This window comes from Inquilinus sp. Marseille-Q2685, from assembly GCF_916619195.1.
GTDB lineage: Bacteria > Pseudomonadota > Alphaproteobacteria > DSM-16000 > Inquilinaceae > Inquilinus.
This window is the reverse complement of record NZ_CAKAKL010000001.1, coordinates 158,502-180,801: the sequence shown is the minus strand read 5'-3', so window position 1 is coordinate 180,801 and position 22,300 is coordinate 158,502. Positions and strand designations below refer to the sequence as shown.

Below are 22,300 nucleotides of genomic sequence, written 5' to 3'. Positions count from 1 at the left end.
TGCTTAAGCCTTGGGCTCGTTCAACGCGGCCTTCTCATCGCCCGGCAGCACCGGACCCTGCCGCGTCATGCCCTCCCACGGGCTGAGGAAGTCGAAGGTGCGGAAATCCTGGGTCAGCTTGACCGGCTCGTAGACCACCCGCTTCTGCTCGGTGTCGTAGCGGACCTCGACATAGCCGGTCAGCGGGAAGTCCTTGCGCAGCGGGTGCCCTTCGAAGCCGTAGTCGGTGAGGATGCGGCGCAGGTCCGGATTGTCGGCGAAGAAGATGCCGTACAGGTCCCAGGCCTCGCGCTCGAACCAGGTGGCCGCCGGGAAGACGCCCGCGGCGGACGGCACCGGCGTGTCCTCGTCGGTCGTCACCTTGATCCGGATCCGGCGGTTATGCCGGAAGCTGAGCAGGTGATAGACCACCTCCAGCCGTTCCGGCCGGGTTGGATAATCGGCGCCGCAGATGTCGGTCAGCTGTTCGAACAGGGTGTCCGGCGCGTCGCGCAGATGCGTCAGCACCTTGACGATCGACTCGCGCCGCACGGTCAGGGTCAGCTCGGCCGTCGGCGACACCGCGTGATCGAGCACGTCCCCTCCCAGCGCCGCCGCCAGGGCCGCGCCGAGATCGGTCAGTTCCTGGATCGATGCCATTCCTTGCTTCCCGATCCCTCAGCGGACGATCCGGTTGCCGCGCCGGATCTTCTTCTGCAGCTGCATGATGCCGTAGACCAGGGCCTCGGCGGTCGGCGGACAGCCCGGGACGTAGATGTCGACCGGGACGATGCGGTCGCAGCCGCGCACCACCGAATAAGAGTAGTGATAGTAGCCGCCGCCATTGGCGCAGGAGCCCATCGAGATGACCCAGCGCGGCTCCGGCATCTGGTCGTAGACCTTGCGCAGAGCCGGGGCCATCTTGTTGGTCAGGGTGCCGGCGACGATCATGACGTCGGACTGGCGCGGGCTGGGCCGCGGGATGACGCCGAGTCGGTCCAGGTCGTAGCGCGGCATGTAGGCGTGGATCATCTCCACCGCGCAGCAGGCCAGGCCGAAGGTCATCGGCCACAGCGACCCCGTGCGCGCCCAGTCGAGCAGCGAATCGAACTGGGTCAGCAGGAAGCCCTTGTCCTGGATCTCGGCATTGGCGGCGTGGATCACCGCGTCCTGCCCGGCGCCCGGCGGGATCGGCGTGCCGATGCCCACGGGGCTGTTCGGCTGCGTCGCGCTCACTCCCATTCCAGCGCTCCCTTCTTCCACTCGTAGATGAAGCCGACGGTCAGGACGCCGAGGAACACCATCATCGACCAGAAGCCGAACATCCCGATGTCCTTGAGCGCCACCGCCCAGGGGAACAGGAAGGCCACTTCCAGATCGAAGATGATGAACAGGATCGAGACCAGGTAGAACCGGACGTCGAACTTGGAGCGCGCGTCGGCGAAGGCGTCGAAGCCGCACTCATAGGCCGAGAGCTTCTCGCTGTCCGGGTTCTGCTTGCCGACGACGAGGGACGCGCCGACCGCGGCGCCGGCGATCACGATCGCGATCGCCAGGAAGACGAGGATCGGAAAGTACTCCGACACTAGAGAGGTCGTCATCGCTCACCCGTCACACGTGGAGCCTGCGCGATCTTGATCGGCAGGCGCTCCACCCCAAATCTCTTCTTCGTCGTGAAGGCCGTCCGTCACGGCCGCCCTTCCGGCGCGGCCTTTATAGGCCGGCATCTCCGACGAGAGAAGCGAATTTCCGCCATATTTCGTAGATGCGAATGCTTCTCAACCGCATGATTTTACTGGGATCTTCGCCCTTCCGGACGACGCCGCGGGCGGCCCATCCGGGCCGGCGCGTCCAGCCGCGTCCAAATGCAGCAAGGGCCGCAGAACCCGTCGGTGGCGGGGCGGCCCGGACGAACAGCGATGATGGTCGGGAGGAAGTGGCGCGAGTGACGGGACTTGAACCCGCGGCCTCCGGCGTGACAGGCCGGCGCTCTAACCAACTGAGCTACACCCGCGCAGGGTGCCGGAAACGATCACGGGGCCTTCGGCGGAGCGCCGAAACCCGGAGCGAGACCGGAAAACAGGAAGTGGCGCGAGTGACGGGACTTGAACCCGCGGCCTCCGGCGTGACAGGCCGGCGCTCTAACCAACTGAGCTACACCCGCGCATCTGGCCGCTCATCGCGGCGAGGCGCTTGAGATACCCACTCCACCGGGGGCTGTCAACTTGAATTGCCAGCGGGTGGAACGGGATTTTCGCGGCGACCGGATCCGGGGATTCGCTTGGCCGCGACAGCCGGAAACTGGTGGGCGATGACGGGCTCGAACCGCCGACACTCGGTGTGTAAAACCGATGCTCTACCAACTGAGCTAATCGCCCGGGCGGGCCCGCAGGGACGATGACACCCCGGGGCCCGGACATGAAGCGGCCGGTCGGGCCAGGGCACCGACCGGCCGGTTCGGGCACAAGCGCGGAGGCTTACTTCTTCTTGCCGCCGGCGCCGTTGACGGCATCCTTCAGGCCCTTGCCGGCCTTGAACTTGACCTGCTTGGAGGCGGCGATCTTGATGGTCTCGCCGGTCCGCGGATTGCGGCCCTCGGACGCGGCACGCGCCGCAACGCCGAAGGTCCCGAACCCAACGAGGCGGACTTCCCCCCCCTTCGTCAACGTCTTGGTGACGCCGTCGATGAAGCTGTCGATGGCGTTGCCAGCATCGGCACGCGACAGACCGGTGCTTTCCGCGACGTGTGCGACGAGATCGTTCTTGTTCACGTGTCGGCCTCCTTTAGGCTCTGTGTTGGTCGTTCCGGCGGGTTCGCCGGATACAGGCTAGGTACTCTCCAAACCGACAACCGTTCGATGCGCCTTTTCCCGACACCGAAACGTCACGAAATGTAAGCGTATCGCGGAAACACGGTCAATCGTCGGCGGCCCTGAAACACACGGAATTCTGCCGAGTTCCAAGGCCGCCGCAATCGATCAGTGGCGGATCACCGCTTCGTCGTCGCCCTCGGCGGCGACGGGCGCGATGTCGTCCACATCCGTCTCCTTCCATTCGATCGGCTCCAGAGGACGCACCAGGGCGTTCTTCAGAACCTCCTCGACATTGGCCGTCGGCAGGATTGCCAGGGCCTTCTTCACCGAATCCGGAATATCCGCAAGGTCTTTTTCATTATCCTTCGGAATAATCACGGTCTTGATGCCGGCCCGGACCGCCGCCAGCAGCTTCTCCTTCAGCCCGCCGATCGGCAGCACCCGCCCGCGCAGGGTGACCTCGCCGGTCATCGCCACGTCGCGGCGGACCGGGTTTCCGGTCAGCGCCGAGACGATGGCCGTGACCATGGCGATGCCGGCCGACGGTCCGTCCTTCGGGGTCGCCCCCTCCGGCACGTGGACATGGATGTCGCGCTTGCCGAACAGGGTCGGCTTGATGCCGAAGGAGACGGCGCGGGCCTTGGCGAAGCTCTCCGCCGCCTGCACCGACTCCTTCATCACGTCGCCGAGCTTGCCGGTGGCGACCACGCGGCCGCGGCCGGGGACCGGCACGGCCTCGATCGACAGGATCTCGCCGCCGACCTCGGTCCAGGCCAGGCCGGTGACGACGCCGACCATGTCCTCGAGCTCCGCCTCGCCGTAGCGGAACTTGCGCACGCCGGCATACTTCTCGAGATCCTCCGGATTGACGACGATCTTCTTCACGTCGGTCGACAGGATCTCGCGCACCGCCTTGCGGGCTAGGCCCGCGATCTCACGCTCCAGGCTGCGGACGCCCGCCTCGCGGGTGTAGTAGCGAATCAGGTCGCGCAGCGCCTCGTCGGTCAGCGTCCACTCGCCCTTCTTCAGGCCGTTGGCCTCGGCCTGCTTCTGGATCAGGTGGCGCTTGGCGATCTCGACCTTCTCATCCTCGGTGTAGCCGGGGATGCGGATGATCTCCATGCGGTCCATCAGCGGCTGCGGCATGCGCAGGCTGTTGGCCGTGCAGATGAACATCACGTCGGACAGGTCGTAATCGACCTCGAGATAGTGGTCGTTGAAGGTCGCGTTCTGCTCCGGATCCAGCACCTCGAGCAGCGCCGAGGACGGATCGCCGCGGTAGTCGGCGCCCAGCTTGTCGATCTCGTCGAGCAGGAACAGCGGGTTCGACGACTTGGCCTTCTTCATGCCCTGGATGACCTTGCCGGGCATCGAGCCGATATAGGTCCGCCGGTGGCCGCGGATCTCCGCCTCGTCGCGGACGCCGCCCAGCGACATGCGCACGAAGTTGCGGCCGGTGGCCTTGGCGATCGACTTGCCCAGCGAGGTCTTGCCGACGCCCGGCGGGCCGACCAGGCACAGGATCGAGCCGCGGATCTTGCTGGTCCGCTGCTGCACGGCCAGGTACTCCAGCACGCGCTCCTTGACCTTCTCCAGGCCGTAATGGTCGTCGTTCAGCACCTGCTCGGCATGCAGCAGGTCCTTCTTGATCCGGGTCCGCTGCTTCCAGGGAATCGACAGCATCCAGTCGAGGTAGTTGCGGACCACCGTCGCCTCGGCCGACATCGGGCTCATCGACCGCAGCTTCTTCAGCTCGGCCATGGCCTTGTCGCGGGCTTCCTTGGTCAGCTTGACCTTGTTGATCCGCTCTTCGAGCTCCGCCGCCTCGTCGCGGCCGTCCTCGCCCTCGCCCAGCTCCTTCTGGATCGCCTTCAGCTGCTCGTTCAGATAGTACTCGCGCTGGGTCTTCTCCATCTGCCGCTTGACGCGGCTGCGGATGCGCTTCTCGACCTGGAGGACGCCGATCTCGCCCTCCATGAAGCCGTAGACCTTCTCCAGCCGCTCGGTGATCGAGGCGATCTCCAGGATCTGCTGTTTCTCGGGGATCTTCAGCGACAGATGCGCAGCGATGGTGTCGGCCAGCTTGGCGCCGTCCTCGATCTGGTTGACCGAGACCAGCACCTCCGGCGGGATCTTCTTGTTGAGCTTGATGTACTGCTCGAACTGGGCGACCGCGGCCCGGCCCAGCGCCTCGACCTCCTGCGGGTCGGCCCCGACCTCCTCGAGCGGCTCGACCTGGGCCTGGAAGAATTCCGGATTGTCGGCGTAGCGCACGATGCGGGCGCGCTTGACGCCCTCGACCAGCACCTTGACGGTCCCGTCCGGCAGCTTCAGCAGCTGCAGCACCGTCCCGATCGTGCCGACGTCGAAGATCTCCTCCGGCGAGGGATCGTCCTGCGAGGCGTTGCGCTGGGTGACCAGGAGGATCTGCTTGTCCTCCTTCATCACGTCCTCGAGCGCGCGGACCGATTTCTCGCGGCCGACGAACAAGGGCACGATCATGTGCGGGAAGACCACGATGTCCCTCAGAGGCAACACCGGGTACAGCGTGTCTTTGTTCAGGTTCAACATGCGTTCTGCCTTACTGGGGTGGGCAGCGGCCCGAGGAGCGGCGCCGCGCCGGCGCCGGACGGTGGAGACCCGGCGCGCCCAATACACGTGGCGACGACCGGAAGCCGTTCAAGGGACGGGAATGCTGCAGCCCTCATGACCTAGCCACAAGACCCCAATCGGGTGGTCATGGCAAGCCAAAGGCGGCGCTCCGCGGCAATTATGAAACGAAACAGCCGATGCCCGGAGGCATCGGCTGTCAGGTCGGTCAGGATCTGTCGCAGGCCCGGCGTCAGGCGCCGGGAGCGCGGTCCTGCTGTTTCTCGGCGTAGATCAGGAGCGGCTTGGCGCGGCCCTCGACCACCTCGCGGTTGACCACGATCTCGACCACGCCGTTCATGCTCGGCAGGTCGTACATCGGCTCGAGCAGGATGCTCTCCATGATCGAGCGCAGGCCGCGGGCGCCGGTCTTGCGCTGGATCGCGCGGTTGGCGATGCCCTTCAGCGCATCGTCGGTCAGCGACAGATGCACGTCCTCCATCTCGAACAGCCGCTGGTACTGCTTCACCAGCGCGTTCTTCGGCTTGGACAGGATCTCGATCAGCGCGTCCGAGTCGAGATCCTCGAGCGTCGCCACCACCGGCAGGCGGCCGACGAACTCCGGAATCAGGCCGAACTTCAGCAGATCCTCGGGCTCGACCTCGCTGAAGATCTCGCCGGTCGTCCGCTCGTCCGGCCCCCGCACGTCGGCGCCGAAGCCGAGCGAGCTGCCGCGGCCGCGCTGGGAGATGATCTTCTCCAGCCCGGAGAAGGCGCCGCCGCAGATGAACAGGATGTTGGTGGTGTCGACCTGCAGGAACTCCTGCTGCGGGTGCTTGCGCCCGCCCTGGGGCGGCACCGAGGCGACGGTGCCTTCCATGATCTTCAGGAGGGCCTGCTGCACGCCCTCGCCCGAGACGTCGCGGGTGATCGAGGGGTTGTCCGACTTGCGGCTGATCTTGTCGACCTCGTCGATGTAGACGATGCCGCGCTGCGCCCGCTCGACATTGTAGTCGGCGGCCTGCAGCAGCTTGAGGATGATGTTCTCGACATCCTCGCCGACATAGCCCGCCTCGGTCAGCGTGGTGGCGTCGGCCATGGTGAAGGGAACGTCGAGGATGCGGGCCAGGGTCTGGGCCAGCAGCGTCTTGCCGCAGCCGGTCGGCCCGATCAGCAGGATGTTCGACTTCGCGAGCTCGACCTCGCCGTTCTTCTGGCCGTGCGCCAGCCGCTTGTAGTGGTTGTGCACGGCGACCGAGAGCACCTTCTTCGCGTGCTCCTGGCCGATCACGTAGTCATCGAGAACCTTGCGGATGTCCTTCGGCGTCGGGACCCCGTCGCGGTTCTTGACCAGCGTGGTCTTGTTCTCCTCGCGGATGATGTCGGTGCACAGCTCGACGCACTCGTCGCAGATGAACACAGTCGGGCCCGCAATCAGCTTGCGAACCTCGTGCTGGCTCTTGCCGCAGAACGAGCAGTAGAGCGTGTTCTTCGAGTCACCGCCTGCGGTCTTGCCCATCACTGCCTCACTTCCGCATCCGCGCTACCGATCCGCGTGCTCCCCGCCGCGGGGACCTGCGGGCCGGGATGCGGCTGCCTCCAGATGGCGGCGGCTCCACCCTGCGACAAGCTCGTCCCGGCGCAGGGCAGATCCGCATCATCACGAATCAAGATAGCGCCCTTCGACCCGGATCGGTAGGGCCGCGGGCTCAAAGATCGATTATTCAACGGTCGGACGCCGCTCGACGACCTCGTCGACGATGCCGAAGCCCTTGGCTTCATCGGCCGACATGAACTTGTCGCGGTCCATCGAGCGCTCGATCTCCTCGAGGCTCTGGCCGGTGTGCTTGACATAGACCTCGTTCAGCCGCTGGCGCAGCTTCAGGATCTCGCGCGCCTGGATCTCGATGTCCGAGGCCTGGCCGCGGGCGCCGCCCGAGGGCTGGTGCACCATGATGCGGCTGTTCGGCAGGGCGAAGCGCTTGCCGGGGGCACCAGCCGCCAGCAGCAGCGAGCCCATCGACGCCGCCTGGCCGATGCAGACGGTCATGATCTGCGGCTGGATGTACTGCATGGTGTCGTAGATCGCCATGCCCGCCGTGATCACCCCGCCCGGCGAGTTGATGTAGAAGGCGATGTCCTTCTTCGGGTTCTCGGATTCGAGAAACAGCAGCTGGGCGCAGACGAGGCTGGCGAGCTCGTCATAGATCGGCCCGGTCAGAAAAACGATCCGCTCGCGCAGCAGGCGGGAGTAAATGTCCGAGTACCGCTCACCCCGGTTGGTCGTCTCGATGACGCTCGGGATGATGGCATTCATGATCGGCTCATACGGAGGCATACGTTCCTCGAAGGCTCGCGCGGGCCGGCAGGGCGCCGCGGCTCACCCCTACATTAGGGGAGGTCCGCGGCGCCCTTCAACCAGTCAGGCGCCGGTGCCGGTATCGGCGTCGGTGTCGGCGGCCTTCGCGTCGGCGCCTTCGGTCTCGGCGGCGGCCTTGGACTTGGCCGTCTTGCCCTTGGAGGGCTTGGCGTCGGCCGGCTTGGCCTCGACCGCCTCATCCTCGTCCGGGTCGCGCGCCAGCTCCTCCGGCGTCACCGAGGTGTCGTTGACCTTGATCTTGCCGAGGATGACGTCGACGACCTTCTCCTCGAACAGCGGCGCGCGCAGATTCTCGATCGCCTGCGGGTTCTTGCGGAAGAAGTCGACGACCTGCTGCTCCTGGCCCGGATAGCGGCGGGCCTCGGCGATCAGGGCGCGATTCAGCTCCTCCTGCGTCACCTCGACGTTCTCGGCGCGGCCGATCTCGGCGAACAGCAGGCCCAGGCGGACGCGGCGCTCGGCGATGGCGCGGTACTCGGCCTTCAGCTCGTCCTCCGGCTTGTTCTTGTCCGGATTGTCGTCGCCGCCGGTCTCGAGCGACTGCTGCACCTGCTTCCAGATCTGGTCGAACTCGAGGTCGACCATGCCCTGCGGCACGGCGAAGTCGACCAGCTCGGCCAGCTTGTCGAGCAGCTTGCGCTTGGCGCGCAGGCGCGACACGCGGCCGAACTCCTGCTCGGTCTGGCTCTTGACCGCGTTGCGCAGGCCCTCGAGGTCCTCGAAGCCCAGCTCCTTGGCGAAGTCCTCGTTCACCTCGGGCACCACGCCCTTCTCGATCGACTTGACGTCGACCTCGAACTTCGCCGGCTTGCCGGCGTGCTCGGGGCTCGGATACTCCTCGGGGAAGCTCAGCGAGACGGTGACGTGCTCGCCGGCCTTCTTGCCGACCAACTGGTCCTCGAATCCCGGGATGAAGCGGTTCGAGCCGATCTCCAGGCGGAAGTCCTTGCCCGACATCTCCTCGCTCGGGGCCTGCCCGTCGAGGCTGCCCTCGAAATCGATGACGGCGACGTCACCGGTCTCCACGCCGCGCTCCTCGGCCACCGGCTCGAACTTGCGGCGGGTCTCGGCGATGCGCTGCAGGCCGGCGGAGATCTGCTCCTCGGTCACCTCGGCGACGGGACGGTCGATCTCGACGCTGTCGAAGGCCGGCGCGGTGATCTCGGGCAGCACCTCGACATCGACCTTGTACTCCAGGTCCTTGCCCTCGTCGAAGCTGGTCACCTCGACCTTCGGGCGCAGGGCCGGGCGCAGGTTGCGCTCCTCCAGCGCCTGGCGGGTGCCTTCGTCGACGGCCCCTTCCAGGACCTCGCCCATGACCGACTTGCCGTAGCGCTGCTTCATCAGCGACACCGGCACCTTGCCGGGGCGGAAGCCCGGGAGCTTGACCCGGCCCGCGAGCTTGACGAGCTCCGTCTGGACGCGCTGTTCGATGTCGGCCGCCGGCACGACGATCTTGAACTCGTGCCGCAGACCCTCGGTGCTGGTTTCGATCACTTGCATCGGTCTTCAGGAATCCGTCGATGTGACAGGTCGGTCGTGCTGTGCCCTGTCGAGATGTTCAATGGTGCGGGCGGAGGGATTTGAACCCCCACGGCTTTCGCCGCTGGAACCTAAATCCAGTGCGTCTACCAATTCCGCCACGCCCGCGAAGACCCCCAGCCCTGCCCGCCCCCGAAAACGCGCACAAAAAGGCGGGCAACGAAGGGAGTCGGCCCTGCGAAGCGCCGGTCTATAGCACAGGGTTTTTGCGGGCGACAGGCAAAACGCTGGCGCCCGGAACGGCTACAGCCGGTCCAGGACGGCCGGCAGAGCGTCGACCACGTCCTCGGCGATCAGCCCGGCGCCGACGCGCTGCGCCGCGGCGCCGTGCAGCCACACGGCGGCGCAGGCGGCCTCGAATCCCGCCATGCCCTGCGCCTTCAGCCCCAGCACCATGCCGGCTAGGACGTCGCCGGTGCCGCCGGTGGCGAGCGTCGCCGGGGCGTTGGCGTTGATCGCCGCCCGACCGTCCGGCGCGGCGATGATGGTGTCCGCCCCCTTCAGCACCACCACGGCGCCGACCGCCGCCGCGGCCCGGCGGGCCCGGGCCAGGCGCGGGGCGTCCTCCTTGCCGAACAGCCGGTCGAATTCGCCCTGATGCGGGGTCAGCACGCAGTCGTCGTCCAGCGTCCCGGCCAGCGCCTGCGGCTCGCCGGCATAGCTGGCGAGGCCGTCGGCATCGAGCACCAGCGACTTGCCGGCGCCGCGCACCGCCGCCACCGCCTGGCGCAGCGCCGGCCCGGCCCCGCCGCCGGGGCCGATCAGCACCGGGCCGAGGCGCCGGTCGGCCAGCAGCCCGTCCCAGCGCTCCATCGGCAGCGCCATGGCGCCCGGCCAGTCGGCGCGGAAGGCCGGCAGCGCCGCCTCCGGCGCGACCACGGTCAGCAGGCCGGCGCCGACCCGCCGGGCCGCGCGCGCCGCCAGCCGGGCCGCGCCGGTCAGGGTGCCGCCGGCGAGGATCAGCGGATGGCCGCGGTCGTATTTGTGCTGTGCCGCCGCGGCTTGCGGCAGGGCGGCGCGCCACAGCGCCGGGCCGTTCTCGTGGATCGTCGGGCCGATCGCCTCCAGCACCGACGGCTCGATGTCGATGTCGGCGACGCGGGTCTCGCCGCAGAGGGTGCGGCCGGGCAGCAGCAGGTGGCCGGGCTTGCGGCGGAAGAAGGTGACGGTCAGCGCCGCCGGCGCCACCGGCCCGGGGGCGGAGCCGTCATCGCCGAACAGTCCGCTGGGCACGTCGACCGCGACCACCGGCAGGCCGGAGCGCGCCGCCGCTTCGATCAGCGCCGCGGCCTTGCCCTCCGGCGCCCGGTTCAGCCCGGCGCCGAACAGCGCGTCGACGACGAGGCCGGCGCCGTCCAGCACGGCAGGATCGGCGGCCTCGACCCTGCCCTGCCCCATCCTGCCCTGCCATCGGGCAGCCGCCTCGGCCGCGTCGCCGCGCAGGGACTTCACCGGGACCAGCGAGACCAGCCGCACCGGCCATCCCTGCCCCGCCAGCAGCCGGGCGACGACATAGCCGTCGCCACCATTGTTCCCGGGACCGCACAGCACCGCGACCGGGCGCGGCGACCAGCGGGCGCGGATCGCCCGTGCCACCGCCGCCCCCGCCCGCTCCATCAGCACGATGCCCGGGGTGCCGGCGGCGATGGTGCGGCTGTCGGCCGCCCCCATCTCCGCCGCGGTCAGGAGGGCGAGGTCGGAGAGCGTCACCGGCCCGCCTTTCCGACCGCCTCCTTGAAGGCGGCGAGGTCGGCGCGGGCGGCGTCGCGCAGCAGGGTGATCTCGGCCGGGCCGATCACGATCCTGCAGCCGTCCCGCACCATCTCGGCCGGCGAGCGGCCGAGCGAGGGCAGCGAGCCGAGCCATTTGCCGCTGTCCTGGATGGCGCGCTCGGCCCGGAGAATCGTGTCGCGCACCTCCGGATCGTCGAAGCGGCCGAGCTTGCCGAGGCTGCCGGACAGGTCCCAGGGGCCGATGAACAGCCCGTCGACGCCGTCGACCGCGGCGATGTCGGGAATCGCCTCCACCGCCTGCCGGGTCTCGATCTGGCACAGGATCAGCAGGTTGTCGGAGATGGTCTGCTGGTAGTCGGGCGCCAGGCCGAAATCGGCGCCGCGGGCGATGCCGTAGGCGACGCCGCGGATGCCGGCCGGCGGGTAGCGGCAGGCGGCGACGGCGGCCTCCGCCTCGGCCCTCGAATTGACCTGCGGCACCATCACGCCCTCGGCCCCGATGTCGAGGATGCGCTTGGCGTAGACCGGGTCGTTCCAGGGCATGCGGACGATGCCGGTGGCCGGGGTGCCGGCCAGGGCCTGCAGGCTGGGCACCGCATCGGCGACCGCGGCCGGCCCGTGCTCGTGGTCGAGGAGCACGATGTCGTAGCCGGCGAGGCCCAGCAGCTCCGAGATCAGCGAATGGCCGATGCCCTGCCAGCAGCCATAGACGGGCTCGCCCGCCCGCAGCTTCCGTTTCGCGGCGTTCGGTCGGTACAAGGCAGCCTCCTCCGATGCGGGTCGGAACAGGCGTATCAGACGATGGCGGGAAGGGAAATGGGGCGACCGATGGGACTCGAACCCACGACAACTCGGACCACAACCGAGGGCTCTACCAACTGAGCTACGGCCGCCACAGCATTTGCGGCGGCTCATATGCGGCATCGCCGCGACGGCGTCAAGCGTTAGCCTGCATCTCTCCCACTCCTTGTGCCCTGCGCCCTCGTCCCATGCCCGCAGGGCAGGAGAGCGGCGCAGCGCGATGCGGTGGCATCGGGCAAGCCGTTCGACGCACCCTGCGGGCATGGGACGAGGGCCCAAAGGGTCGCCTTGCGGCGGCCGCCTGCGGGCGCGGGCCGCTCGACCGTATGTCCCTATACGCTCTTCGCGGCCCGCGCCCTCATTCGACTCACCGCAAGGCGACGCAGGGCGCAAGGAGTGGGAGAGATGCAGGCTGGACGCATTCCCGCCCAACAGAGGCGTTGCCGGGCATGACCGCGGCCCTTCGGGACGGCATAGTCCGCCGCGACACATCTTCAGCAGGGGAAGGCACGATGCTGATCCAGGCGGCCGCCATGGCCAATCTCGGCACCGAGACCGCGTTCGACGTGCTGGCACGGGCCCAGGCGCTGGCGGCGCAGGGCCGCGACATCATCAATCTCGGCATCGGCCAGCCCGATTTCCGCACGCCGGACCACATCGTCGAGGCGGCGGTGAAGGCGCTGCGCGACGGTCATCACGGCTACACCCCGGCCGGCGGCATCCCCGCGCTGCGCCGGGCCGTGGCCGACGACCTTGAGGCCCGGCGCGGCGTCACGGTCGACCCGGACGACGTCGTGATCATGCCCGGCGGCAAGGTCACGATGTGGTTCGCCATCCTGATGTTCGGCGAGCCGGGGGCCGAGATCCTGTATCCGAATCCCGGATTCCCGATCTACGAATCCGCCATCCGCTTCACCGGGGCGACGCCGGTGCCGGTGCGGCTGCGCGAGGAGAACGGCTTCGCCTTCTCGGCCGAGGAGGTGCTGGCCCAGATCACGCCGCGCACGCGCCTCCTGATCATCAACAGCCCGGCCAACCCGACCGGCGGCGTGGTGCCGAAGGCCGAGCTGGACCGACTGGCCGCCGGGCTGGAGCGGCACCCGCATGTGGCGGTGCTGAGCGACGAGATCTACAGCCGCATCCTCTATGACGGGGCGCAGCACGGCTGCTTCCTCTCCTACCCTGCCCTGCGCGACCGGGTGATCCTCCTGGACGGCTGGTCGAAGACCTATGCCATGACCGGCTGGCGGCTGGGCTGGAGCGTGTGGCCCAAGGCGCTGCGCGAGGGCGCGACGCGGCTGGCCGTGAACTCGCACTCCTGCGTCAACGCCGCCGCCCAATATGCCGGCATCGCAGCGCTGCAGGGGCCGCAGGATGCGGTCGACACGATGTGCGCCGCCTTCGCCGAACGCCGCCGGGTCGTGGTCGACGCGCTGAACCGGCTGCCGGGCGTGCGCTGCGTCGAGCCGGGCGGTGCCTTCTACGCCTTCCCCAACATCACCGGCACCGGCCTCTCGGCCAAGGCGCTGCAGACGAAGCTGCTGGAGGAGTGCGGCGTCGCCACCATCGCCGGCACCAGCTTCGGCGCCATGGGCGAAGGCTTCCTGCGCCTGTCCTACGCCAACAGCGTCGACGCCATCCGGCAGGCCGTGGACCGCATGGCCGGCGCCCTGTCCGGCTTGATCGAAGCCTAAAGAAGCAGCACTATGCCTAAATTCTGAGCAAGCCCCTTTTCATCCCCGGTCGCCGGTGCGGAGTCGGCGACTGGCACGGGCCTTGCTTCACATCTCGGCGAGAGCGTTCCGCACCCGGCGGTGGCGCGCAAACGATCCAGGGAACGGTTCCGAACCCATGAAGAAAGTCGAAGCCATCATCAAGCCGTTCAAGCTCGACGAGGTGAAGGAGGCCCTTCACGAGGTCGGGATCAAGGGCATCACCGTGACCGAGGCGAAGGGGTTCGGCCGCCAGAAGGGCCATACCGAGCTCTACCGCGGCGCGGAGTACGTGGTCGACTTCCTGCCCAAGGTGAAGGTCGAAGTGGTCATGGAGGACGCCCTGGTCGAACGTGCGATCGAGGCCATCCAGCAGGCTGCCCAGACCGGCCGGATCGGCGACGGCAAGATCTTCGTCACCCCGGTGGAGGAGGTCATCCGCATCCGCACCGGTGAAAAGGGCGCCGACGCCATCTGAGCGTCGGTCGTCCGAGCCTGCCGCCCAAGAACGTCTCTCAAGAAACGCGAACACAGTTCAAACACAGGAAAAAAGCATCATGGCCGACGGTGTGACCAAGGTCCTCGATCTGATCAAAGAGAACGACGTCAAATACGTCGATTTCCGCTTCACCGACTTCCGCGGGAAGGTGCATCACGTCAGCCAGCACGTCTCGACGGTGGACGAGGACATGCTGACCGACGGCGTCATGTTCGACGGGTCCTCGATCGCCGGCTGGAAGGCGATCAACGAGTCCGACATGATCCTGAAGCCGGACGTCGACACCGCGGTCATGGACCCCTTCGCCGCCCAGGCGCAGCTGAACATCACCTGCGACATCCTGGAGCCGGCCACCGGCCAGCCCTACAGCCGCGACCCGCGCTCGATCGCCAAGGCGGCGGAGCGCTACATGGCGTCGCTGGGCGTCGGCGACACCGCCTATTTCGGCCCCGAGGCCGAGTTCTTCATCTTCGACGACGTGCGCTACCAGCAGAACACCACCTCGGCGTTCTACTACCTCGACAGCGAGGACGCGTCGGAGAACAGCGGCAAGGTCTATCCGGACGGCAACCGCGGCCACCGCGTGCAGCCGAAGGGCGGCTACTTCCCGGTGCCGCCGCTGGACGCCGCGCACGACCTGCGCGCCGAGATGCTGACGACCCTGGCCGAGATGGGCGTGACGGTCGAGAAGCACCACCACGAGGTCGCCGCCTCGCAGCATGAGCTGGGCATCAAGTTCGAGACCCTGATCAAGAGCGCCGACGCGCTGCAGGCGTTCAAATACGTCGTGCACAACGTCGCCGACGCCTACGGCAAGAGCGCGACCTTCATGCCGAAGCCGGTCAAGGGCGACAACGGCTCGGGCATGCATGTCCACCAGTCGATCTGGAAGGAAGGCAAGCCGACCTTCGCCGGCTCGGGCTATGCCGACCTGTCGGACACCGCGCTGTACTACATCGGCGGCATCATCAAGCACGCCAAGGCGCTGAACGCCCTGACCAACCCGTCGACCAACAGCTACAAGCGCCTGATCCCGGGCTTCGAGGCCCCGGTGCTGCTGGCCTATTCGGCCCGCAACCGCTCGGCCTCCTGCCGCATCCCCTACGTCGCCTCGCCGAAGGGCAAACGCGTCGAGGTGCGGTTCCCGGACCCGACCGCGAACCCCTATCTCGCCTTCTCGGCCATGCTGATGGCCGGCCTGGACGGCATCCAGAACAAGATCCATCCCGGCGAGGCGATGGACAAGAACCTGTACGACCTGCCGCCGGAGGAGCTGAAGAACGTCCCGACCGTCTGCGGCTCGCTGCGCGAGGCGCTGCTGGCGCTCGAGGCCGACCACGCCTTCCTGCTGAAGGGCGACGTGTTCAGCCGCGACATGATCGAGGCCTATCTCGAGCTGAAGTGGGAAGAGGTGTACGCCTTCGAGCACACCCCGCACCCGATCGAGTTCCAGATGTACTACTCGGTCTGATCGGACCGGTTTCCACCGAGAGAACCCCGCCGGAGACGGCGGGGTTTTTTCTTGCGTGAATGGCAGGCGAGATAGGCTTGCGGTTGCCCGCGGCACCTGCTGATATCGTTACCAGCAGCGCAGCGGCCGGAAGCGGGAGATCCATCGGATCCCGGCCGGCCAGGCGCGGTGCCGCCAGGGGTCCCCGACGGTCCGCCCCCGAGGCCTCGCGCCCTGCCGGAACAAGAAACGAGGCCATCTTGACAGGGACGGCAATCGACGTTGTCGACGTGACCAAGGTGTTCGGCAGCGACCAGAGCGGGGCGGTCCGGGCCCTGAACGGCGTATCGGTCCAGATCCGGGACAACGAATTCTTCACCCTTCTCGGCCCGTCCGGCTGCGGCAAGACCACGCTGCTGCGCATGATCGCCGGATTCGAGGAGCCGACCAGCGGCCACATCCTGCTTCACGGCAAGCCGATCGAGGGATTGCCGCCGCACAGGCGGCCGGTGAACACGGTGTTCCAGAGCTATGCCCTGTTCCCGCACATGACGGTGCGCGAGAACATCCGCTTCGGCCTGGAGATGAAGGGCGTCGAGCGCGCCCGGGCCGACGCCCGCGTCGCCGAGATGATCGCCCTGGTCAAGCTGGGCGGGATGGAGAACCGCAAGCCGGCACAACTGTCGGGTGGCCAGCAGCAGCGCGTCGCCCTGGCCCGGGCGCTGGCCAGCGAGCCGCAGGTGCTGCTGCTGGACGAGCCGCTCTCGGCCCTCGACCTCAAGCTGCGCAAGGAGATGCAGATCGAGCTGAAGCGGCTGCAGACCGAGACCGGCATCACCTTCATCTTCGTCACCCACGACCAGGAGGAGGCGCTGACCATGTCGGACCGGATCGCGGTCATGAGCCAGGGCGAGATCCTGCAGATCGGCGGCCCGCGCGACATCTACGACCGGCCCGAGCGGCGCTTCGTCGCCCATTTCATCGGCGAGACCAACCTGTTCGACGGCCCCCTCGCCGCCCGCCTCGGCTGCGCCGACGGCGCCACCCTGGCGGTGCGGCCGGAGCGCATCCTGCTGTCCGCCGAGCCCGGCCCGGACAGCCTGGCCGGGACGGTGGAGACGGTGGTCTATGTCGGCACCGACACCACCTACCATGTCCGCCTGGCCGAAGGCGGGGCGCTGGTCACCGCCCGGCTGCAGAACCGGACCGGAGCGCCGCAGAGCTTCCAGCCCGGCGACCGGGTCGGGATCGCCGTGCCGGCCGGCGCCGGCCACGCCCTGGCCGATTGAGGTCATGATGGCGCGCGGCAACTCGCTGAAGACCCTGAGCCTGATCGGGGTCCCGGTCGGCTTCATCCTGGTCTTCTTCATCATCCCGCTGGCGATCATGGCGGTCGTCTCGGTCGCCGAGCGCGGCCAGTTCGGCGGGGTGCAGTGGAACACCTTCTCCACCGACGCCTATATCCGCTTCCTCTACGAGCGCGACTTCGACGACAGCCTGATCTGGAACCCGGCCTATGCCCAGATCCTGCTGCGCTCGGTCTGGCTGTCGCTGTTCACCACGGTGCTGTGCGTGCTGATCGGCTTCCCGACCGCGCTGCACATGGCGATGCAGCCGCCGCCCCGGCGCAACCTGCTGATCTTCCTGGTCACCATCCCGTTCTGGACCAACCTGCTGGTCCGCAACTACGCCTGGATCCTGATGCTGCGCTCCGGCGGGCTGCTCGATTCGGCGCTGCAGGGGCTGGGACTGACCACCGGGTCGCTGAACCTGATGTACACCGAGACGGCGATCGCCATCGGCCTCACCTACTCCTTCCTGCCCTTCATGGTGCTGCCGATCTATTCCAGCCTGGAGAAGCTGGATTTCCGGCTGGTCGAGGCCGCCTACGACCTGGGCGCCGACAAGTGGCGGGCGTTGCGCCGGATCGTCATCCCGCTGGCCATGCCGGGAATCGCCGCCGGCGCCATCCTGGTCTTCATCCCCTGCCTCGGCGCCTATGTGACGCCGGACCTCTTGGGCGGGTCGAAATCGATGATGATCGGCAACCTGATCCAGAACCAGTTCGGGTCGTCCCGCAACTGGCCGTTCGGGGCCGCCCTGTCCTTCGCCCTGCTGGCCGTGGTGCTGCTGGCGATGATGCTGTACCTGATCCGCTTCCGCGGCGCGCCGCAGGTGGCGAAATGAGCGAAAGCCCGCATTTCCGGCATTCCCTGTGCCCTGCGCCGGTTCAACATGCCGACAGGGCAGGAGGGCGGCGCAGCGCGATGCAGCGCATCGCGCAAGCCGTTCGACGCACCATGTCGGCATGTTCAACCGGCCCGGAGGGTCGCCTTGCGGCGGCCGCCTGCGGGCGCGGGCCGCTCGACCGTATGGCCCGATACGCTCTTCGCGGCCCGCGCCCTCATTCGACTCACCGCAAGGCGACGCAGGGCACAGGGAGTGCCGGAAATGCGGGCTAACCTCCGCCGCTTCCCCGGTGTCCGCGCCGCCGCCTGGGCGTTCTTCGCCTATCTCTACATCCCGATCGTCGTCCTGCTGGTGCTGGCCTTCAACGCCGGCAGCACGGCGACGATCTGGGGCGGCTTCAGCATGCGCTGGTTCGGCGTGGTGCTGAACAACCCGGACATCCTGCGGGCGGCGCAGAACTCGCTGATCGTCGCCCTGGTGTCGTCCGTCGCCGCCACCGTCATGGCGATCCCGGCCGCGATCGGCATGGCCCGGCGGCGCTTCCGCGGCCAGGCCGCGGTCAGCGCCCTGATCGCCCTGCCGCTGGTGGTGCCGGAGGTGGTGACGGCGGTGGCGACGCTGCTGTTCTTCACCGCCATCGCCCTGCCGCTGGGCCTGTTCACCATCATCCTGGCCCATATCGTGTTCTGCATCCCCTTCGCCTACCTGCCGATCCGGGCACGGCTCGAGGGGATGGACGCCAGCCTGGGCGAGGCCGCGGCCGACCTCTACGCCACGCCCTGGCGGGCCTTCCGCCGGGTGACGCTGCCGCTGCTGTGGCCCGGCATCCTGTCGGGGCTGATGCTGGCCTTCATCATCTCGCTCGACGACTTCGTCATCACCTTCTTCGTCTCCGGCGCCGGGGCGACCACCCTGCCGATCTACATCTACGGCATGATCCGCATCGGCGTGACGCCGGAGGTCAACGCCATCTCCGCGCTGATGCTGCTGATCTCGATCGTCTTCGTCGCCCTGTCCTGGGTGGTCGGACGGGCGCGGAGCTAACCAGGGAGGCCCGAAATTCGGAACCGACGCATCTGCCTGGCCGCCGCCTTCGCCGCGGCCCTGCTGACCGCCCCCGCCGCCTGGGCGGCCGGCGACCTGTTCCTGTTCAACTGGACCAACTATACCCCGCCCGACCTCTTGAAGAAGTTCGAGGCCGAGACCGGGATCAAGGTCACGCTCGACGTCTATGATTCGAACGAGACCCTGCTGGCCAAGATGCAGGCCGGCGGTGCCAGCTACGACGTGGTGGTGCCGTCCGACTACATGGTCGACATCATGGTCAAGCAGGGCCTGCTGCAGGAGATCGACGCCGCAGCCATGCCCGGCTTCGGCGCCGTGATGGCTCCGCACGACAAGCCCTGGTACGACCCGGAGCGGACATACTCCGCCCCCTACATGTGGGGCACCACCGGGTTCACCTACGACAGCGCCAAGGTGCAGGGCCCGGTCGACGACAGCTGGTGGTCGATCTTCAACCCGGACGGCCCGTTCAAGGGCAGCCTGGCGATGATGAACGACTCGGTCGAGGTGTTCACCGCCGCCGCCTTCTATCTCGGCATCGACCGCTGCACCGAGAGCAGCGAGGACGCCGGCAGGATCTTCAAGCTGCTGGAGGCGCAGAAGCCGGCCGTCTCGCTCTACAACTCCGACGGCTCGGTCGACCGCATGGCCGCCGGCGAGGTCGTGGCCCACATGCAGTGGAACGGCGCCGCGCACCGCACCAAGCTGCAGCGGCCGAGCGCGGTCTTCGTCTATCCGAAGGAGGGGCTGAACCTCTGGGCCGACAACCTGGTGGTGCCGAAGGACGCGAAGAACCCGGAGAACGCGAAGACCTTCATCGCCTGGATGCTGAAGCCGGAGAACATCGGCGCCGCCAGCAACTTCACCACCTACATGAACGCGATCAAGGGCTCCGAGGCTTTCATGGACAAGGCCCTGAGCGAGGACCCGGCGATCAACATGCCGCCGGACTATGCCGGCCGGCTGCGGCCCGCCCAGAACTGCTCCCCCGCTGCGGTCGAGTTGCGCGACCGGGTCTGGACCCGCCTGAAATCCTGAGCGGCCAGGCCACCGTCCCGGGCGTCGGCGGGGCGCGACATCACAATCCGACGACAACAGAGAGGTTGAGAATGGGATCCGCAAGACAGCTTCTTCTCGCCGCCGTCGCGGCCGCCGGGGCGCTGACCGCGGCATCGGCCGCTCAGGCCGCCGGCGAGCTCTATTTCTACAACTGGTCGAACTACTACCCGCCGGAGCTGCTGAAGAAGTTCGAGGCGGAGACCGGGATCAAGGTCACGCTCGACGTCTATGATTCGAACGAGACCCTGCTGGCCAAGCTGCAGGCCGGCGCCGCCGGCTACGATGTGGTGGTACCGTCGGATTACATGGTCGCCATGATGGTCCAGCAGGGCCTGCTGCAGGAGATCGATGCCGGCCGGATGGCCGAGTTCAAGAATGTCGGCGCGCCGCACGACAAGCCCTGGTACGACCCGGAGCGGAAATACTCCGCCCCCTATATGTGGGGCACCACCGGCTTCAGCTACGACACCGCCAAGGTCGAGGGCGGCAAGGTCGATGACAGCTGGTGGTCGATCTTCAACCCAGACGGCCCGTTCAAGGGCCGGCTGGCGATGATGAACGACCCGGTCGAGGTCTATAAGGCCGCGGCGATGTATCTCGGCATCAACTTCTGCACCGAGAACAGCGAGGACGCCGGCAAGATCTTCAAGCTGCTGGAAGCGCAGAAGCCGAGCGTCGCCCTGTACAACTCCGACGGCACGATCGAGCGCATGATCGCCGGCGAGGTCGTGGCCCATATGCAATGGAACGGCGCCGCGCATCGGACCAAGGAAGGCAAACCGACCGTCACCTATGTCTATCCGAAGGAAGGCATCAACTTCTGGAACGACAATTTTGCCGTGCCCAAGGGCGCGCGGAATGTCGAGAACGCCAAGATCTTCATCGACTGGATGATGAAACCGGAGAACATCGCCGTCGCCACGAACTTCACCGGCTACAACAACGCCATCAAGGGGTCGCCGGAGTTCATGGACCCGAAGCTGCGCGACGACCCGGCGGTCAACACGCCGCAGGAGATGCTGAGCCGGCTGAACCCGAACCAGAACTGCTCCGCCGCGGCGGTCGAGCTGCGCGACCGGGTCTGGACCCGCCTCAAGTCGTAGCTCCGCCCGGCTCCAGCCCGCTTCGCAGCCGGTGCCGGAAGGCCCTGGTTGCGAAGCGGGGTCCGGCACGCTACCTCTTGCAGGTCAGACAGATCTCTCGAGTGAACAGGATCCCCCATGGTCGACCGCCCGTTCCCGCCGCGTCTCGACGACGAGGAGGAGGAAGAAGAGGAAGAGCGCCCCGAGAAGGAGAAGAAGGAGGAGCTCGGTCCGCAGATCGGCAACATCCTCTTCAAGAACCGGACGGTGCTGCTGTTCGGTGAAATCTCCATGAAGCTGGCGCAGGGGATCAGCGCGCAGCTGCTGGCGCTCGCCGCCGACGACGAGAAGAAGCCGATCCGGCTGGTGATCAATTCGCCGGGCGGCCATGTCGAGGCCGGCGACACCATCCACGACATGATCCGCTTCATCGGCGCGCCGGTGAAGGTGATCGGCACCGGCTGGGTGGCCAGCGCCGGCGCCCACATCTACCTGGCGGCGAAGAAGGAGAACCGCCTGTCGCTGCCGAACACGCGGTTCCTGCTGCACCAGCCGTCGGGCGGTGCGGGCGGCCGGGCGGTCGATATCGACATCGAGGCGCGCGAGATCATCAAGATGCGCCGCCGCCTGAACGAGATCATCTCCCGCGAGACCGGCCAGCCGCTGGACAAGGTCGAGCGCGACACCGACCGGAACTACTGGATGTCGGCCGAGGAGGCGAAGGATTACGGCCTCGTCGGCAAGATCATCGACAGCATCAAGGATGCCGGCTGACCCTGCCGGGTCACTGACACGGCGGCGGGCCCTGCTGGGGCTCGCCGCCCTTCCCTTCTGCGCCGCGGCCGCCCCCGCCCTCGATCAGCCGGGCGAACGGCGCTTCAAGCTCTACAACCCGCACACCGACGAACGCTTCGACGACGTCTACGCCGTCGACGGCGCGTATCTGGACGACGCCCGGAAGCGGCTGAACCGGCTGCTGCGCGACCACCATGTCGATGTGGCGACCGACATGGACCCGGGCGTCTTCGACCTGCTGTGGCTGATCTCCCGGCGCTACCAGGTCGCCAGGGGCCAGCGGGTGACGATCAACCTGCATTCTGGCTACCGCACCCCCGAGACCAACGAGAAGCTGCGCCCCGAAGGCGCCGCCCGGAACAGCCTGCACATGCAGGGCAAGGCGGTGGACCTGTCGGTGCAGGGCTACGGCATGGTGTTCCTGGCCAACCATGCCCGGGCCATCGCCAGCGGCGGCCTCGGCCTCTACTGGCGCTCCGACTTCGTCCATCTCGACACCGGGCCGAAGCGGGTCTGGTACAAGCGGTTCTGAACGCTGCCGGTCATCCCGCAGTCCCTCGGTTACTTTCAACACCCTTCTTGCGCGGATCGGCGGGAATCCCGAACTTGCC

20 protein-coding genes and 5 tRNA genes are annotated in these 22,300 nt (G+C 67.6%); 10 read left to right on the top strand and 15 right to left on the bottom strand.

The annotated features are described in order from the left end of the window. Positions 1-3: 3 nt before the first annotated feature. The 15 genes from LG391_RS00840 to LG391_RS00770 all read right to left on the bottom strand — a co-directional run bounded on the left by LG391_RS00840 (position 4) and on the right by LG391_RS00770 (position 11,929). Complete coding sequence (locus LG391_RS00840; RefSeq protein WP_225764715.1) at positions 4-639, bottom strand: NADH-quinone oxidoreductase subunit C; 636 nt, start codon at positions 637-639, stop codon at positions 4-6. 18 nt (positions 640-657) lie between these two features. Then, complete coding sequence (locus LG391_RS00835; protein WP_225764714.1) at positions 658-1,221, bottom strand: NADH-quinone oxidoreductase subunit B family protein; 564 nt, start codon at positions 1,219-1,221, stop codon at positions 658-660. Continuing rightward, positions 1,212-1,580 carry an NADH-quinone oxidoreductase subunit A gene (locus LG391_RS00830; RefSeq protein WP_034832298.1) on the bottom strand — a complete coding sequence of 123 codons (369 nt, stop codon included), beginning with the start codon at positions 1,578-1,580 and terminating at the stop codon, positions 1,212-1,214. Before LG391_RS00830 ends, LG391_RS00835 begins: the two co-directional genes overlap by 10 nt. Before the next feature lie 336 nt (positions 1,581-1,916). Continuing rightward, positions 1,917-1,993 (bottom strand) — tRNA-Asp (locus tag LG391_RS00825). A gap of 73 nt (positions 1,994-2,066) precedes the next feature. Beyond that, a tRNA-Asp gene (locus LG391_RS00820) sits at positions 2,067-2,143 on the bottom strand. A gap of 138 nt (positions 2,144-2,281) precedes the next feature. After that, a tRNA-Val gene (locus LG391_RS00815) sits at positions 2,282-2,357 on the bottom strand. A gap of 99 nt (positions 2,358-2,456) precedes the next feature. Beyond that, positions 2,457-2,750, bottom strand: a complete 294-nt coding sequence (locus LG391_RS00810; protein WP_225764712.1) for an HU family DNA-binding protein — start codon at positions 2,748-2,750, stop codon at positions 2,457-2,459. A gap of 207 nt (positions 2,751-2,957) precedes the next feature. After that, on the bottom strand, positions 2,958-5,363 hold the full coding sequence (gene lon / locus LG391_RS00805; protein ID WP_225764710.1) for an endopeptidase La: 2,406 nt from the start codon (positions 5,361-5,363) through the stop codon (positions 2,958-2,960). Between the two features lie 271 nt (positions 5,364-5,634). After that, entirely contained in the window at positions 5,635-6,900 is a 1,266-nt protein-coding gene (gene clpX, locus LG391_RS00800) for an ATP-dependent Clp protease ATP-binding subunit ClpX (RefSeq protein WP_225764708.1), read from the bottom strand. A gap of 201 nt (positions 6,901-7,101) precedes the next feature. Next, positions 7,102-7,719, bottom strand: a complete 618-nt coding sequence (clpP, locus tag LG391_RS00795; protein ID WP_225764706.1) for an ATP-dependent Clp endopeptidase proteolytic subunit ClpP — start codon at positions 7,717-7,719, stop codon at positions 7,102-7,104. A gap of 84 nt (positions 7,720-7,803) precedes the next feature. Next, positions 7,804-9,264 (bottom strand): trigger factor, encoded by a 1,461-nt coding sequence (tig, locus tag LG391_RS00790; protein WP_225764696.1) that lies wholly within the window; start codon positions 9,262-9,264, stop codon positions 7,804-7,806. A gap of 62 nt (positions 9,265-9,326) precedes the next feature. Continuing rightward, a tRNA-Leu gene (locus LG391_RS00785) sits at positions 9,327-9,411 on the bottom strand. A 135-nt stretch (positions 9,412-9,546) separates the two neighbouring features. Then, entirely contained in the window at positions 9,547-11,013 is a 1,467-nt protein-coding gene (locus LG391_RS00780) for an NAD(P)H-hydrate dehydratase (protein WP_225764684.1), read from the bottom strand. Beyond that, positions 11,010-11,795, bottom strand: a complete 786-nt coding sequence (locus tag LG391_RS00775; RefSeq protein ID WP_225764682.1) for an HpcH/HpaI aldolase/citrate lyase family protein — start codon at positions 11,793-11,795, stop codon at positions 11,010-11,012. Before LG391_RS00775 ends, LG391_RS00780 begins: the two co-directional genes overlap by 4 nt. Before the next feature lie 58 nt (positions 11,796-11,853). Continuing rightward, positions 11,854-11,929: transfer RNA gene (locus LG391_RS00770), tRNA-His, on the bottom strand. 420 nt (positions 11,930-12,349) lie between these two features. On the opposite strand from LG391_RS00770, the gene LG391_RS00765 reads away from it, so the two are divergent. The 10 genes from LG391_RS00765 (at position 12,350) to LG391_RS00720 (ending at position 22,221) form a co-directional block, all read left to right on the top strand. After that, positions 12,350-13,531, top strand: coding sequence for a pyridoxal phosphate-dependent aminotransferase (locus tag LG391_RS00765; protein ID WP_225764678.1), 1,182 nt, complete (start codon positions 12,350-12,352; stop codon positions 13,529-13,531). 157 nt (positions 13,532-13,688) lie between these two features. Beyond that, a complete protein-coding gene (locus LG391_RS00760) occupies positions 13,689-14,027 on the top strand; it encodes a P-II family nitrogen regulator (RefSeq protein WP_034832554.1) in 339 nt (112 codons plus the stop codon). A gap of 79 nt (positions 14,028-14,106) precedes the next feature. After that, entirely contained in the window at positions 14,107-15,519 is a 1,413-nt protein-coding gene (glnA, locus tag LG391_RS00755; RefSeq protein ID WP_225764677.1) for a type I glutamate--ammonia ligase, read from the top strand. A gap of 239 nt (positions 15,520-15,758) precedes the next feature. Further along, a complete protein-coding gene (locus LG391_RS00750; protein WP_225764667.1) occupies positions 15,759-16,787 on the top strand; it encodes an ABC transporter ATP-binding protein in 1,029 nt (342 codons plus the stop codon). A 7-nt stretch (positions 16,788-16,794) separates the two neighbouring features. Beyond that, positions 16,795-17,685 (top strand): ABC transporter permease, encoded by an 891-nt coding sequence (locus LG391_RS00745; RefSeq protein WP_225764666.1) that lies wholly within the window; start codon positions 16,795-16,797, stop codon positions 17,683-17,685. Positions 17,686-17,949: 264 nt separating this feature from the next. Further along, entirely contained in the window at positions 17,950-18,732 is a 783-nt protein-coding gene (locus LG391_RS00740; protein ID WP_225764657.1) for an ABC transporter permease, read from the top strand. Positions 18,733-18,747: 15 nt separating this feature from the next. Next, entirely contained in the window at positions 18,748-19,791 is a 1,044-nt protein-coding gene (locus tag LG391_RS00735) for an extracellular solute-binding protein (RefSeq protein ID WP_308013032.1), read from the top strand. Between the two features lie 71 nt (positions 19,792-19,862). Next, complete coding sequence (locus LG391_RS00730; protein WP_225764655.1) at positions 19,863-20,915, top strand: extracellular solute-binding protein; 1,053 nt, start codon at positions 19,863-19,865, stop codon at positions 20,913-20,915. Positions 20,916-21,032: 117 nt separating this feature from the next. Continuing rightward, entirely contained in the window at positions 21,033-21,668 is a 636-nt protein-coding gene (locus tag LG391_RS00725; RefSeq protein WP_225764643.1) for an ATP-dependent Clp protease proteolytic subunit, read from the top strand. Beyond that, positions 21,658-22,221: a DUF882 domain-containing protein gene (locus LG391_RS00720; protein ID WP_225764641.1), complete on the top strand. Its 564-nt coding sequence runs from the start codon at positions 21,658-21,660 to the stop codon at positions 22,219-22,221. Before LG391_RS00725 ends, LG391_RS00720 begins: the two co-directional genes overlap by 11 nt. Positions 22,222-22,300 lie beyond the last annotated feature (79 nt).

Excerpts from the sequence above, each read along its gene's own strand:
- LG391_RS00725 (WP_225764643.1), top strand. The coding sequence starts at position 21,033 with ATGGTCGACCGCCCGTTCCCGCCGCGTCTCGACGACGAGGAGGAGGAA.
- lon (WP_225764710.1), bottom strand. The coding sequence starts at position 5,363 with ATGTTGAACCTGAACAAAGACACGCTGTACCCGGTGTTGCCTCTGAGG.
- LG391_RS00760 (WP_034832554.1), top strand. The coding sequence starts at position 13,689 with ATGAAGAAAGTCGAAGCCATCATCAAGCCGTTCAAGCTCGACGAGGTG.
- LG391_RS00745 (WP_225764666.1), top strand. The coding sequence starts at position 16,795 with ATGGCGCGCGGCAACTCGCTGAAGACCCTGAGCCTGATCGGGGTCCCG.
- glnA (WP_225764677.1), top strand. The coding sequence starts at position 14,107 with ATGGCCGACGGTGTGACCAAGGTCCTCGATCTGATCAAAGAGAACGAC.
- LG391_RS00765 (WP_225764678.1), top strand. The coding sequence starts at position 12,350 with ATGCTGATCCAGGCGGCCGCCATGGCCAATCTCGGCACCGAGACCGCG.
- clpP (WP_225764706.1), bottom strand. The coding sequence starts at position 7,719 with ATGCCTCCGTATGAGCCGATCATGAATGCCATCATCCCGAGCGTCATC.
- clpX (WP_225764708.1), bottom strand. The coding sequence starts at position 6,900 with ATGGGCAAGACCGCAGGCGGTGACTCGAAGAACACGCTCTACTGCTCG.
- LG391_RS00830 (WP_034832298.1), bottom strand. The coding sequence starts at position 1,580 with ATGACGACCTCTCTAGTGTCGGAGTACTTTCCGATCCTCGTCTTCCTG.
- LG391_RS00730 (WP_225764655.1), top strand. The coding sequence starts at position 19,863 with ATGGGATCCGCAAGACAGCTTCTTCTCGCCGCCGTCGCGGCCGCCGGG.
- LG391_RS00740 (WP_225764657.1), top strand. The coding sequence starts at position 17,950 with ATGCGGGCTAACCTCCGCCGCTTCCCCGGTGTCCGCGCCGCCGCCTGG.
- LG391_RS00720 (WP_225764641.1), top strand. The coding sequence starts at position 21,658 with ATGCCGGCTGACCCTGCCGGGTCACTGACACGGCGGCGGGCCCTGCTG.
- tig (WP_225764696.1), bottom strand. The coding sequence starts at position 9,264 with ATGCAAGTGATCGAAACCAGCACCGAGGGTCTGCGGCACGAGTTCAAG.
- LG391_RS00840 (WP_225764715.1), bottom strand. The coding sequence starts at position 639 with ATGGCATCGATCCAGGAACTGACCGATCTCGGCGCGGCCCTGGCGGCG.
- LG391_RS00835 (WP_225764714.1), bottom strand. The coding sequence starts at position 1,221 with ATGGGAGTGAGCGCGACGCAGCCGAACAGCCCCGTGGGCATCGGCACG.